The sequence below is a fragment of the Nostoc sp. CENA543 genome (assembly GCF_002896875.1).
In the GTDB taxonomy this organism is placed as follows: Bacteria; Cyanobacteriota; Cyanobacteriia; order Cyanobacteriales; family Nostocaceae; genus Trichormus.
This window is the reverse complement of sequence record NZ_CP023278.1, coordinates 3,810,631-3,824,322: the sequence shown is the minus strand read 5'-3', so window position 1 is coordinate 3,824,322 and position 13,692 is coordinate 3,810,631. Positions and strand designations below refer to the sequence as shown.

Annotated in this window: 16 protein-coding genes; 12 read left to right on the top strand and 4 right to left on the bottom strand. The window is 40.3% G+C overall.

Annotated features, from left to right (window positions below):
- Positions 1–110 precede the first annotated feature (110 nt).
- From CLI64_RS15790 to CLI64_RS15755, 8 genes are all read left to right on the top strand, one after another.
- The gene (locus CLI64_RS15790) at positions 111–971 is read left to right on the top strand and encodes a phycobilisome linker polypeptide (RefSeq protein WP_103138101.1); all 861 of its coding nucleotides are present in this window, start codon (positions 111–113) and stop codon (positions 969–971) included.
- A gap of 41 nt (positions 972–1,012) precedes the next feature.
- On the top strand, positions 1,013–1,762 hold the full coding sequence (locus CLI64_RS15785; protein WP_103138100.1) for a phycobilisome rod-core linker polypeptide: 750 nt from the start codon (positions 1,013–1,015) through the stop codon (positions 1,760–1,762).
- Between the two features lie 88 nt (positions 1,763–1,850).
- Positions 1,851–2,606, top strand: coding sequence for a phycobilisome rod-core linker polypeptide (locus CLI64_RS15780; protein WP_103138099.1), 756 nt, complete (start codon positions 1,851–1,853; stop codon positions 2,604–2,606).
- Positions 2,607–2,872: 266 nt separating this feature from the next.
- Positions 2,873–3,307, top strand: coding sequence for a phycobilisome linker polypeptide (locus tag CLI64_RS15775; RefSeq protein ID WP_103138098.1), 435 nt, complete (start codon positions 2,873–2,875; stop codon positions 3,305–3,307).
- A 193-nt stretch (positions 3,308–3,500) separates the two neighbouring features.
- Positions 3,501–4,034 carry a phycobiliprotein lyase gene (locus CLI64_RS15770; protein ID WP_103138097.1) on the top strand — a complete coding sequence of 178 codons (534 nt, stop codon included), beginning with the start codon at positions 3,501–3,503 and terminating at the stop codon, positions 4,032–4,034.
- A 224-nt stretch (positions 4,035–4,258) separates the two neighbouring features.
- Entirely contained in the window at positions 4,259–4,816 is a 558-nt protein-coding gene (locus CLI64_RS15765) for a chromophore lyase CpcT/CpeT (protein ID WP_103138096.1), read from the top strand.
- Positions 4,794–5,159, top strand: a complete 366-nt coding sequence (locus CLI64_RS15760; RefSeq protein ID WP_103138095.1) for a CpeR family transcriptional regulator — start codon at positions 4,794–4,796, stop codon at positions 5,157–5,159. The genes CLI64_RS15765 and CLI64_RS15760 overlap by 23 nt, the downstream gene beginning before the upstream one ends.
- Positions 5,160–5,186: 27 nt before the next feature.
- The gene (locus CLI64_RS15755) at positions 5,187–5,570 is read left to right on the top strand and encodes a hypothetical protein (protein WP_103138094.1); all 384 of its coding nucleotides are present in this window, start codon (positions 5,187–5,189) and stop codon (positions 5,568–5,570) included.
- Between the two features lie 117 nt (positions 5,571–5,687).
- Here the strand turns inward: CLI64_RS15755 and CLI64_RS15750 are convergent, their stop codons facing one another.
- Positions 5,688–6,377 (bottom strand): response regulator transcription factor, encoded by a 690-nt coding sequence (locus tag CLI64_RS15750; protein WP_103138093.1) that lies wholly within the window; start codon positions 6,375–6,377, stop codon positions 5,688–5,690.
- A gap of 713 nt (positions 6,378–7,090) precedes the next feature.
- Here CLI64_RS15750 and CLI64_RS15740 point away from each other — a divergent pair.
- Both CLI64_RS15740 and CLI64_RS15735 read left to right on the top strand, forming a co-directional pair.
- On the top strand, positions 7,091–7,846 hold the full coding sequence (locus tag CLI64_RS15740) for a phycobilisome rod-core linker polypeptide (RefSeq protein WP_103138091.1): 756 nt from the start codon (positions 7,091–7,093) through the stop codon (positions 7,844–7,846).
- Between the two features lie 382 nt (positions 7,847–8,228).
- Entirely contained in the window at positions 8,229–8,984 is a 756-nt protein-coding gene (locus tag CLI64_RS15735; RefSeq protein WP_103138090.1) for a phycobilisome rod-core linker polypeptide, read from the top strand.
- 140 nt (positions 8,985–9,124) lie between these two features.
- On the opposite strand, the gene CLI64_RS15730 is transcribed toward CLI64_RS15735, so the two are convergent.
- The 3 genes from CLI64_RS15730 to CLI64_RS15720 form a co-directional block, all read right to left on the bottom strand.
- Positions 9,125–9,547, bottom strand: coding sequence for a helix-turn-helix transcriptional regulator (locus CLI64_RS15730; protein ID WP_103138089.1), 423 nt, complete (start codon positions 9,545–9,547; stop codon positions 9,125–9,127).
- A 79-nt stretch (positions 9,548–9,626) separates the two neighbouring features.
- The gene (locus tag CLI64_RS15725; RefSeq protein ID WP_103138088.1) at positions 9,627–10,556 is read right to left on the bottom strand and encodes an RluA family pseudouridine synthase; all 930 of its coding nucleotides are present in this window, start codon (positions 10,554–10,556) and stop codon (positions 9,627–9,629) included.
- A 136-nt stretch (positions 10,557–10,692) separates the two neighbouring features.
- A complete protein-coding gene (locus tag CLI64_RS15720; protein WP_103138087.1) occupies positions 10,693–11,409 on the bottom strand; it encodes a Uma2 family endonuclease in 717 nt (238 codons plus the stop codon).
- A gap of 619 nt (positions 11,410–12,028) precedes the next feature.
- Here CLI64_RS15720 and CLI64_RS15710 point away from each other — a divergent pair.
- Together CLI64_RS15710 and CLI64_RS15705 are read left to right on the top strand one after the other, a co-directional pair.
- Positions 12,029–13,129, top strand: coding sequence for a response regulator (locus CLI64_RS15710; RefSeq protein ID WP_103138085.1), 1,101 nt, complete (start codon positions 12,029–12,031; stop codon positions 13,127–13,129).
- 59 nt (positions 13,130–13,188) lie between these two features.
- The gene (locus CLI64_RS15705; protein ID WP_103138084.1) at positions 13,189–13,557 is read left to right on the top strand and encodes a PleD family two-component system response regulator; all 369 of its coding nucleotides are present in this window, start codon (positions 13,189–13,191) and stop codon (positions 13,555–13,557) included.
- Positions 13,558–13,692: the final 135 nt, after the last annotated feature.

Sequence of the window (13,692 nt, the reverse complement as noted above, 5' to 3'; positions counted from 1 at the left end):
GTTCAAGCAAATCAATCGATTGATCTGGTTTGTCTGGATGCACAATCTGAAATTTCTTTACATTTTGAAACAATTTTCTGAACCTCTTTCGTTAACAGGAGATAGAATTAATGCCATTTGGACCAGCTTCTCGTCTGGGAGTCAGCCTGTTTGATGAAACCCCTCCCGTTGAGTGGGTACCCGGCCGCTCACAAGAAGAAGCCGAAACAATCATTCGCGCAGTCTATAGGCAAGTATTGGGTAATGCCTATGTCATGGAAAGTGAAAGGCTCTCCGTACCAGAATCCAAGTTTAAATCGGGTGAATTGAGCGTTCGTGAGTTTGTGCGCGCAGTAGCTAAATCCGAACTCTATAGCTCTCGCTTTTTCACAAACTGTGCGCGCTACCGAGCAATTGAACTCAACTTCCGCCATCTGTTGGGTCGTGCGCCACTAGATTTAGAAGAAATGCGCGGACATAGCACCATTCTTGACACCCAAGGGTTTGAAGCTGAGATTGATTCTTATATCGACAGCGATGAGTATCAATCTACCTTTGGAGAAAACATTGTTCCCTACATTCGGGGTTACAAAACAGAAGCTTGCACAAGCATGGTGCAATTTACCCATACTTTCCAATTGGTACGGGGTGCTGCTAGCAGTAGCTTGAAAGGAGACCTCGCAGGTAAGAGTCCCAAACTCAATGCTTTGGTGATTCAATCTACAGCTACACCAGTAATTTCTCCTGCTGGCGATGGTGCAACCTTCCGCACACCGCCTGTGGCTTCTCGTAGCCGTCATGGTGTTGATGCGAGTGCAGGTGGTAAAGTTTACCGCATTGAAGTCACAGGTTATCGTGCCAAAACCTTCAATAACATTTCTAAATTCCGCCGTGCCAACCAAGTATTTCTGGTGCCATACGATAAGCTCTCTCAAGAGTATCAGCGCATTCACCAACAAGGTGGCGTGATTGCCAGTATTACTGCTGTATAAATCGGCTGCAAACTAATAACATACTGAGGAGATAGATTCCTATGGCAACCCAGACAATCCTGGAACTGTGGCCTAGTGGTAGTTTAGAAGAAGTTCAAACTATCATCCGTGCAGTTTACAAACAAGTGTTAGGCAATCCTCACATCATGGAGAGTGAGCGGTTGGTGACAGCAGAATCACAATTGTGCGATCGCTCCATCACTGTGCGAGAGTTTGTCCGCATCGTTGCCAAGTCTGAGTTTTATCGTACCCGCTACTTCGAGTCTTGCGCCCCCTATCGGTTTGTAGAACTCAACTTCCTCCACTTACTTGGTCGCGCACCCCAAGACCAAAGAGAAGTTTCTGAACACATCGTTCGGACTGTAGCTGAAGGCTATGAAGCTGAAATCGATTCTTATATCGATAGTGCTGAATATCAAGCCGCCTTTGGTGAAAACGTAGTCCCCTACTATCGTGGTAAAAACAGCGAAGCCAATAGCAAGCAAGTTGGCTACAATCGCATATTTGCCCTCGATCGCGGCCCTGCTCAGATTGATAGCGCAGTCAAATCTGCTCAATTAGTCTACGCAGTTGCTACCAACAGTGCAAATGACATTAAACCTTCTTCAGCTACTGTCATTGGTTCTGGCACTGAAAAACGCTTCAAAATTGTGGTTAAAGGTTCTAAATTCGACAGTCCCCGACGCATCAGTACCAATGAGTACATCGTCCCTGCGAGTAAAATGACCCCACAAATTCAACGCATTAATCGTACTTCTGGCAAAATCGTCAGCATTACTGAAATTGCGTAAAATTTAACAGGATGGGCGTAGCCCATCCTCAAATCATGCTTTTTTAATAAAACACAAATAAACAATCCTCAATTTAGGAGGCTGATATATGGCACTTTGGATAGAAGCCGAGTCCGTAGAATTACGCGCCAACGCCAGCGAAGATGATCTACAAACCATCATCCGCGCCGTGTATCGGCAGGTGTTGGGTAATGCTCACATCTTTGATAGCCAACGCCTCACCAATGCAGAGTCTCAATTACGTAATGGCGATATTACCGTCAGAGAGTTTGTCCGTGCGGTAGCTCAATCTGACTTATATCGCTCTTTGTTTTTTGAAACTTCTTCGCCCTACCGTTTCATTGAATTGAATTTCAAACATCTGTTGGGACGCGCCCCACAAGATCAAGCAGAAATTGCAGAACACGTACAGATTTACAACACCCAGGGCTACGAAGCTGAAATCAACTCTTACATAGACAGTGATGAATATGTCAGAAGTTTTGGCGATAATGTTACACCCTCTGCCCGTGGTAATCGTACCCAAACTGGGGTGAAGAATGTTGGTTTCAATCGCACCTTTGCTTTAATGCGGGGATTTGCTGCTAACGATGTGGGTAAATCAGCCAAATTAATTGGTGATATTGGTAGTAACCTCGCAACCAAAATTATTGCCCCTTTAGGCGGTGGTGCTGTAGGTAACAGAGAAAAAAGATTCCGTGTGGCTGTATCCAAGGCTAATTTTGGTCGTCGGGTAACTCAAAGCATGGCTACCTTTGATGTGGGATACAACCAACTATCACAAAAAATTCAGAGCATCCAAAAAACTGGCGGTAAGATTCTGAGCATTACAGAAATAGCTTAGGGCAGAACCGCTAAAAGTTTGTAGATAGATGGTTTGTTACCAAAAAGCCACTGACAAAACTACTGCTAATCAATCACAGTTTGGCAAAATTCATTCACATACACTAAGTCTGAAAAAAGCTAGATTTTGTTAAATTTCTTAATGAGTGAATTTGGCATTGTGATCACTGGTGATCAAGCAGCAATTTATTTAGTGATTGCTTCGCTTGTCCACAAATTACAGTTGATGATAAGTTGCTGACAACATCAAATTTAAAGGTGATTTGTATGGCAACCACAATTATTGCTCCTGGCAATTTTAGTGAATACAGTAGTTGCCGAGTCAAGATTACAGTCACAGGTGGCTGTGATCAAGGGATAATGAGGAAAGGCAAATATACAAAGACAATTCCTTATAATTGTCTGTCTCAAACAATTCAGAGTATTCATCGCCTTGGGGGAAAAATTACCCAAATTACCTTATTAACTTCCCAGACTCCAGTTTCCCAAATTGAGTGCGAAGAACAGCCACTATCTACAATAGCTGCAATGGATATTCTAGATTCAGTACATCCTACTGAATTAGCACCTCAAGTAGAGGTAGAAAATCACCCTGATACAACATCTGAAAAGAACGAATTAATTACGGTTTCACCAGAGCAAAAACCTAGAGCGATCGCAGTTTTTCAATCCGGTGATTACACCTTCATCGATGAGTGGTAATTAACAAGTAAAAAGTCAAAAGTAATAAAATCAATTACAATCAAAGTACGATTGTTGAGAAATTTTATTGCTGTTTATTTTGCCTTTTTACCTTTTCTTTTTGTCTTACATTACAACCAGGATTTCTTATTTAAGAAACCCAATTTTTTATACTGCCTTCAAAAGCGAATAACTATAAAAAAATCAAAAATTGATGGATATTCAAGAGTTTGTTAAAAATTCCATTGGACGTTGGCGATCGCAACGTAGCGCACATCATTTAGCCTTCAGTCACTTTGAAGCTGTACAGTCAGAAATTGAGATTGAGGCTCTTTCTATTGATGATCCAGCAGTCATTGACTTGTGCAAAAGTTATGACATCGACCCCCAGACAGCAGTTTCCCCATTCCGTATGAGTTGGGAAGGTCAATCAGATTGGGATGATGGAGAAGTCAAAGGTACTTGTGTTCTAGTTCCTATACCTGATCCTGATGATGCGGCTCATCGCGGTAAACTCCTGCGTGATCAAGGCTATGCAGAAACCATCGCCGCCGCCGGTGACTATTACTTAACAGCTGACGGTACATTTGTCTTAACTACCGCCTACGAACGCGCCGCCGCCGAGGAAAAAATTTGGTTTGTCAATCCTAATGTCCGATGTCGGGTTTCTTTGATTAAAACCAGTGCTGGAACAGGAGTTGTTACCGCCTCGTTTTCTTCAGAAATTCGGCAGGGTGTCCAGAATTAAATTACAGCTAATTCCAACCCACAATAGTATCAAAAAAATACCGTTAAAATCATAGATTTTCATTGTTTTCTCTGTTTATTGCGAATTGCGAATTGTTTTTATTTACGCCTGAAAACGAAGGTAATTAATTTTGAATTTTGAATTTGGAGTAAAGTGAAGTGACTTCTTCCATCACACCTATTTGTGCAACAACGTCAAATAATTTAATTACCCTAGCTCGTTGGATGGCAGGGGATTTCAGCAATCAACAACAGGCATTTGAAAGTCCGAAAGAGTACGCCCATATTCACGTTTTTTTTCGTCCCTTACCTTTTGAATTCTTCTCTGGCATTGGGATGTATTCTGAACAAGTTTATGACTATGACTTGTGGCGACCGTATCGTCAGGGTGTGCATCGTCTAGTTGAGCAAGGTGATCAAATTTATATCGAAAACTACAGCTTAAAAAATGCCATGTTCTATGCGGGTGCGGCGCGGGATTTAAATATTCTGAAAACCATTACTCCCGACTGTATTGAACGGCGATATCACTGCTCAATGATTTTTAAACGAGAAGGCGATCGCTTTCAAGGTAGTGTCGAACCCGGCAACCTCTGCTTAATAGAAAAAAATGGCTGTCAGACTTATTTAGATAGCTATGTGGAAATCACAGAAAGCACCTGGGTAAGTCTCGATAAAGGTCTTGACATCAACACCCACCAACAAGTTTGGGGATCTACACATGGGCCATTGCGGTTTAAAAAGCGGGAGAGTTTCGCTCATGAAGTCCCAAATATCCTATGATCTTTCCCTGCCGGATCTGGAATCTCTCAAACCAAATATGCTGCCCCCAGAAGCGCAGAAAAAAATGCAGTGCTGGATTCGCAGCAGGCATTTAATTTGTTCAGGTAATTTTTTTGTGTTTGAAACTGTAGATTACAGTGCCGTTGAGAGATTTTCTCAATGTGTGGAAGCTTTAGGAGGTACAGTCATATCAGTTGATCCGATTGACAAAATTTGGATGGGTGATCATCGGCAAGTAATTCTCTATCAGGCTAAGGCAAGTTTACATACCCCTTGCCATAACTTGAAACAATATTGGCTGAAATACGGCAGCTTTCGCACCCGATTTGACGCACAAGCGTGAAGTTATTTTTTTGTGATGTAGAAACCTATGCTCCAAATCGATGAATCTGCTTTGAAAGCACGCAATACATTAATGGCTATGTTTGTGGTGCTTTGTATTCTAGATGCTACGCTAGTTTTTCTAGCACGGGATAGATGGGCGATTGGACGGATTTTATTCACCATCGTAGTTATGTACTTTGTTCTACAGGGGCAAAAATGGGCGAAGTGGCTCATGATGGCTATCTGTAGTTTTTTGGTGGTTGCTCTAGTTGCAATGGTGATTGCACTAAAAGCAAAGCTTTCTACTGTCCTCATCGTAGGAAGTTTAATTATGGCTGCTCTGAGTGCCGTAATTTTGATATATATGGCAAGTAGCAAAGATTTGCACTTTTACTTTTCGTGGAAAAGGCAAAATTCTTCTCAAACCTAAATGTGGTTTAGGGACTTCCAGATCAAAAAATATCCAAACTGTAGGGTGCGTCAGTGTGAGAAAAGCTAACTATACCAAGAGATTATTCATACTGACGCACCCTACTAAGCTGTTCCCTTAGCTGATTTTATCTTGATGCTGATGGAGACGATAACCTATGCTGTGAACCGTCTCAATTAAGTCTTCTTTTGCTCCGGCTGCTTTAATTTTCTGCCGTAGACTGCGAATGTGAACTTTCACAGTGTGTTCTTCGGGGGAAGATTCTAAAGCCCAAATATGTTCAATAATCACACGCCGACTGAGAACACGCCGACCATTTCGCAATAGTAATTCTAAAATGCTGTACTCTTTGGGTGTCAAATAAATAGGAGTTGAGTCGTAGGTAACTTCATAGGTGCTAGGATTCAGATGTAACTCACCCCATGTCAGAATCGGTGGTGATGTCAGAAATCCTCGACGTAGCAAAGCACGAATCCGCGCTAATAGTTTTTGTAAATCGAATGGTTTAACTAAGTAATCATCCGCACCTGCATCTAAACCATTAATTTCATTGTTGATGTTGTTACAAGCACTGAGCATCAAGATAGGCCAATGATAACCGTGCGATCGCAAACGATGACACAAACTCATCCCATCCAACACAGGTAACATAACATCCAATAACAGTAAATCATAATTCAGAGCCTTCACTTGATGCCAAGCTGCTTCGCCATCATGCACAACATCAACCACATAACGCTGAGAAGTCAAAGCATCTACTAAGTTTTCTGCCAGAATGACATCATCTTCAACCAGAAGAATCCTCATGAATCAATTCAAAATTCAAAATTAAAGACAGCCACCCATAATTCCACTTGGTGTTCAACCTAACTAGGGATTAGCTAGGAAATTCCAAGTTTGAACTAGCAGAGACTCTTATCAGCTTAATTTTTAATGCTTGTAAGGATAGCTCACCAATGACAATTTGAAGAAAATTCATTGATTGTTAACTAATGACTGTTTTATGGGCTTATTTAACCAAAATATCTGTATTTATAGGTAAAAATCTTACAAAAACCGCCCCTACTAACTAATGACTAATGACTATGGACTATGGACTATTGACCTTTGACCGTCAAAACATCAAGATTTGTTGATTTTGCCAATTATTTCCGATTTTTTTACCATTTTCTCACCAGTTTCCTTACTGATGGTATGAGATGATCTAGGCTGAGAGGCTGTAGAGAAGGAAGTAATTCTTTCCGTTGCGTTGACTCTCTGCATTGAGAAAATAGTCAACGTTAAGTAATTTTGCATTGTTTTTAAGCCATTTTGTACACTCTTCATCTGATTTAAGACAATAGTGGCGAAAATAGGCAATTTGCGTCTAAATTGGCTTTAAATTCTCTCTTCCCAGTCAACAGTCAACAGGGGCGGGTTTGATACGACATTTACTCTTGACAACAGATATTTTGCTTAAACCCGTCCGGACATTAGTCAACAGTCAACAATTGAGATTTAGCTGATTAGGAAGGATGGTTATGTCGATTCCTTTATTAGAGTACGCACCTTTATCACAAAATCATCGTGTTGCAGGGTTTGAGATTCCTGGCGATGAGCAACCAAGAATTTACACTACAGAGAATCTGCTAACTGCTTCCGATATGGATATGTTAATCATGTCAGCCTATCGGCAGATTTTTAATGAACAGCAGATGTTAGATAATCATCGCCAGCGATTTTTAGAGTCTCAGTTAAGAGCTGGTCAAATTACAGTGAGAGACTTTATCCGAGGACTAGTTAGTTGTGATTCCTTTCGACGACTAGTTTACGACAGCAATAATAACTATCGGTTTGTAGAAATTTGTATTCAGAGACTTTTAGGTCGTAATGTATATAGCGATCGCGAAAAATTAGCTTGGTCTACTGTACTAGCTACCAAAGGGCTACAAGGTTTCATTGATACTTTAATCAATACAGAAGAATACCTCAGCAATTTTGGTTATGATACCGTTCCCTATCAACGCCGTCGCATCTTACCACAACATGCTCAAGGTGAACTACCCTTTGCACGGATGTCACGTTACGGCGAAGATTATCGCAACAAATTACCCCTACCTCGTCGTCCCGTCCGTCCCATTCCCACCGGTATGTTTGACGAATTTGAACCATTTCATATTGATACCTTCATCCAAAGGGCAAATTGGAATACCAGTTTTGGTCTCATAGCCCTTTTCATCACCTTGGCAGTTCTGTTTGTTCTATTTGCAGAAGCCAATATCTTGTTCTGGGGATAGGAATTGGGCAAGAGGAGGGCAGGGGGCAGGGTGCAGGGGAAGGAAGACAAGTAGGAGTAATGACTAATGACTAATGACTATTGACTATTGACCCTTTTTAGTGTTGTCCAATACAAACATTTTGTAGTCTATCTTGATACAATTCTCATCTGGAGTGATTGAGAGCGATCGCCAATTTCCTCACTTGGTAAGTGCTATTGTACTTGCCTTGGTTCACCTGTGAAGCTTTCAAAGCTTGTTGCGTCAACCTTTCAGGCATTCGCAACTACTTAATTAAGTTATGTAATTTTTATCAAACTAAATCGAATAATTCTTTCCCTTCTCCTTTATGATTATGATAACTTTGTAAGATTTCGTTAAGGAAAAGGGAGATTTTGTATCCGTGGCACTTCCTCTTTTAGAATATTCCCCTAAGTCTCAAAACCAACGAGTAAGCGGTTATGAAGTTCCTGGTGATGAACAACCAAGGGTCTACTCTACAGAAAACCTGCTTTCTTCTACTGATTTAGATAATCTGATTGAAGCCGCCTATCGCCAGATTTTCTTCCATGCTTTTGCTGCTGATAGAGAGCGTTTTTTAGAATCTCAGCTGCGTAGTGGTCAAATTACAGTACGTGATTTTATTCGCGGATTGTTATTATCTAACACCTACAAGCGTAGTTTCTACGACCTCAACAGCAACTACCGTTTTGTAGAACAAACAGTACAGCGTGTTCTCGGTCGTGATGTGTATGATAACCGAGAAAAATTAGCTTGGTCAATTGTCGTAGCTACCAAAGGTATTAAAGGCTTCGTTGATGACCTACTCAACTCTGATGAATATCTAGACGCTTTCGGGTATGATATCGTACCTTACCAACGTCGTAGAGTCCTACCTGGACGCTCAGAAGGTGAACGGCCTTTCAACATCACATCTCCTCGCTACGACGAATACTATCGTGCGAAACTTGGCTTCCCTCAATTCATTTGGCAAACTTCTGTCCGCACCTACGCATCTCCAGACAGACAGCCCAAAGCTGGTAGCCCCTCTCTGTTCTTAGATATGGCGCGGAGTATTAATCCCCAAGTTAACCCTCCTCAACGTCTTTCTGTACAAAACATTGATATTGAACGTTCCGTTCCTTATCGCGGCAAATAATAAAATCTGAAACCTCACTCAATATGAGATTTTAAATTTTGCGGAAAGTCTGATTGGAGATTTCCTTCAATCAGACTTTCCAAGATGGATTTTAGATAGAAAATTCCAGGTTCAAAAGTAAAAATATAAATCTCCGGTAATTAGGCACACTCATCACTATTGTCGGAGCTAAATCCTAATTCCAAAAGTGCTTTACGGATTTTGGCTTTAGAAGGGCGCACTTTAGGGACAGTTAGTCCCATTTCTCTGGCGGTTTCAAATAAATCTCGCATTAATATATCAAGGGAAGTATTCTCTGCATCTTCAGGAATAGGCTGAATTCTGGCTTCGTAGGCTAAGGTATAAAGTTCTAGGTGATGTTTTCCCATCACTCTAGCTAGTTTTCTTAAAGTTTCAGGGGTAGGACAAGTCCCCTTAAAGCAAGCACCTCTCAATCTTGGTTGAGGAACACCAGACAAATCCGCCAGACGATTCATACTGATACCTTGTTCTTCCAAGTATTGAAGAATGAATCGTCCTAAAGGGGAGCAATCTTCAGCTTTTATTTGCAACCTTGCTGGCATTTTTCGGTATCAGGAAAATCTAAATATCTACAATATAGCGGAATCCAAGATATTAGGCATAATCTTTACGGGTGATAGGTTACATTGCTCTGCGTCTCAGAACTTCCACCAGAGTTGTAAAAGTTGGTGGAGGCGTTGCTGTAACTTCAATCCATTCTTGGGAAATGGGATGTTGTAACTTCAACCGCCAAGCGTGGAGTGCTTGACCTGGTAAGTTTACTCCCACAGAACGACCGGAAGCATAAAGGGGATCACCAACTATCGGATGACCAATCTTAGCACTATGGACGCGGATTTGGTGAGTGCGCCCAGTTTCGAGTTGAAAATGAATTAATGTATAGTTACCCAAACGTTCTTGAATTTGCCAATGGGTAATAGCTGTTCTTCCCCCTTGTTCTACGGGGACAACGGCCATTTTTTTGCGGTCTTGAGGGTGGCGACCGATGGGTAAATCTATTGTGCCGTTGGTAGTTTTTGGCGCACCATAAACTACACCTAAATATTCTCGGCGTGCGGTTTTGGCTTGGAGTTGGGCTTGTAGATGTTGATAGGCGATGTCGGTTTTAGCGATCGCGATCGCCCCTGTGGTATCTTTATCTAAACGATGGACGATTCCTGGCCTTTGCACACCACCAATCCCAGGAAGGCTAGAACAATGTGCGAGTAAAGCATTGACCAATGTCCCGTCGGGATGTCCTGGTGCGGGATGAACGACTAAACCGGCTGGTTTGTTGAGAATAAGTAACTGCTCATCTTCGTAGAGAATATCTAAAGGGATATTTTCCGCTTGCAGTTCTAATGGTTGCACTTCAGGAATTTCTAAAGTGATGCGATCGCCTACTTTTACATTTATCTTTTTAGATGTGCAGACATGACCATTAATTTGCACCTTGCTTTGTTCAATTAGCTGCTGAATGCGAGACCGAGATAAATCTGGTAACTCATCTGCAAGGTAACGGTCAAGACGTGCGCTATCTTCTTCGACTTGTAAAAAGAAATTGTTCACCATTGAGTCGCAATTCCAGTGAAATAATTAAAGGTTCGTAGTGAGGACTTCAGTCCTCTCTTACAGAAACAACCGCAGGGAAAGATAAGGACTAAAGTCCTTACTACGAACTAGATTCCCATAATTTATCGTGATTTTTTTAAAGTTCGTCGGGATTAATTCCTTTAGCTTGTAGTAAAGTGCGGAGTGCTTCTAGTTGGCTTTGTGCTTGTTCGGCGCGTTGACGTTCTTGTTCGGTGCGTTGGCGTTCTTGTGCTAATTCCAATTGTGTTTGTTCTATTTGTTGGGCTAGTTCTAAGTATGTCAGAAATGGCTGTCCGTCGGGACGATAAATTTGCAGTTCTCCATCCGACAATTCAAAGCGGATACCGAGACGGGGACTCACCCAACCAGTCATTTGGGAAATTTCTGCGAGTTGATCATGAGAACGTAACCAACCACTTAACTCATATTTATCTGGATCATAGAGATAATATTCTTCTACCCCATACTGTTCGTAAAACTTGTATTTGACAATCATTTCTTTGACAGTATTGCTAGGGGAAAGAATTTCAAATACCACTTGTGGGGGAATATTACCTTCTTCCCACTGCTTATAAGAACCTCTATCACCTTTTGGTCTACCGAAAATTACCATGACATCGGGCGCACGACGGTTAGTATTATCACCTTCCACGGGATACCATAATAAGTCACCAGCAACAAAAACATTAGCATCGTTAGCAAACAATAAGTCTAAGTTTTTCTTGATCAGTACAATTAACTCAAACTGCTTGGTATTGTCCGCCATTGGCTGTCCGTCACTTTCGGGGTAGATGATGCCTTTTGATGTGGAAGATGGTAACTGAGTAACCATTGCTATAATCCCGGATTCACAAGTGGCTTGGTTAATTTTAACGAATTACATCACAAAACTACCGCGTTATATTCTCCCGAAACTCCTATTGCGGCTGTGATTTCACCAATGGCAGCTTTTAACACCGCGATTCTTTGGTTGAAAAACTTTTTCGGGTGTGTTTTAAAACACTTAATTGTGTTAAGTAATCTTGCTATAAGTCCCTATTTTTGGTGATTTTTAATTAAGTAATAACAATGAGAAATAGTTTTTTGCTACTGATGGGTTTGAGCCAATATCTCTAATTTTAGGAATTGCTGTACTGTTAGATGAGTGAGATTAACTAAAGATACAGAAAAGATAGCTGATTTTTGGGAAAATTCTTCCTGGTAATCAGTAAATACTTTGCTGTTTAATAAGGGAGTGCAATTACTTTCCCAGTAATTTGCATTAATCAATGTTAGTGCTAGTTGCTTACACAAATTAGAAAACTGTAAGCTGCAAAAACTGTGCTGACTATAACTTTGCTGGCTGCGTTGATTGAGCGATCGCAGTTATACAAACATACCTAAAAATCCGGCAAATTTTCTCCGAATTCATATTTATATAATATTAAATTTTTTTTTCGCTGAGTGCCACTATGAAAACACTACCTATTAGTAGATACAGATTTTTCCAGAAAATACAACCGCTATCACTGTTAAAAAAAATCACTGGTAAAACTGTAACTGGCTGTTTACAGGTATTCAGTACATCCGGTGCTTGGTCAATTTATGTAGACGAGGGTAGACTAATTTACGCTTGTTACTCAGAAAGAATGTTTGAGCCGCTTTATCGGCACTTACAGACTTTGAGCCAGGAAATTACCACCCTCCCTAGAGAAATTAACGACCAGTTACGGGTAATTTTTGAGACAGATATAGAAAATCAATCTATTCCTAATCCCGATTATTTGGCTATTTGTTGGTTAGTTAATCAAAAATATATCAGTCCCTCACAAGCCGCCATACTTATAGAACATTTGGCGTTGGAAGTTTTACAGACATTTTTAGTGTTAGAGGAAGGTAGTTATGAGTTTATACCTGAGAGTTTTTTAGATGACTTACCTAAGTTTTGTTACTTAAATTTGCGCTTATTAGTAGAACATTGTCAACAACGGGGACACGCATCTGAAGGGTTCAAAAAGGAAATGGATATTGCCGATTTGTACAAAAATAGTATGCAATCATCCGTAAATCATAGAGTTAACTATCAGAACTACACTAAACCCAAACCAGAACCAAGACTCCCCAAAATAGATACTAAACGCTATCCATCTCAGCCCTTAAATAATAATCATCACTATCAGTCAAATTCATCAAATGATTCTGACAGAAAGATTTATAAAATATTTTGTATAGATGATAATCTAGTTGTATTAAATAGTATTAAGAATTTTTTAGATGAGCAAATTTTTTCCATAATTGGGGCTACAAATTCTCTGAAAGCGTTGATGGAAATACTGCATACCAAGCCAGACATCATTTTACTAGATGTTGATTTGCCAGATTTAGATGGCTATGAATTGTGTTCTTTATTGCGAAAACATTCTCATTTTAAAAATACTCCTATTATTATGATGACAGCAAAAGCCAGTCTAATTGACCGAGCTAGAGCTAAAATAGTCGGGTCATCAGGATATTTAATTAAACCATTCACTCACAGTGATTTACTTAAAGTAATTTTTAAACATATTGTTTAATTATCGGTTACAAAGTTAAATACCTGATATCACCTTCTGATTATCATGGAGATTCAGGATTGAGTATTACTTGGGTAGGCAAAGTTTTAATTATTCAAGACTCCCTGAGTGAGTTAGATTTCATCAGTAGTTATTTAGAATCACAGGGCTACCAAATTATTAAGACTCATACAACTAAAGCTGGGATAGAAATTGCTTTAGAAGTTAGACTGAGTGCAGTTGTCACTGATGTAGTGATACCAGGAAGAAGTGGATTTGAATTATGTCGCTTTTTTAAAAGTCATTATACTTATCAAAATATACCGATAGTGGTTTGTAGCGCACATCATCAAGAAACTCATAGAATTTGGGCGAGAAAACAAGGTGTGGATGCTTACTTTACTCGGCCTTTTGTCGTAGAAGATTTATTAAGCGTCATTCAAGGTTGAAGTAGAAGTGATAAAAATTCAAAATTAATAAATCCGGTATTGCATAAATGCGGGATGAATTAAGCCTTTCTAGCAAAGTAAACTACCGATTTTTTGCGTCTACCCTGCGGGTTCCGCTTTAGCGGTATGCGCCTA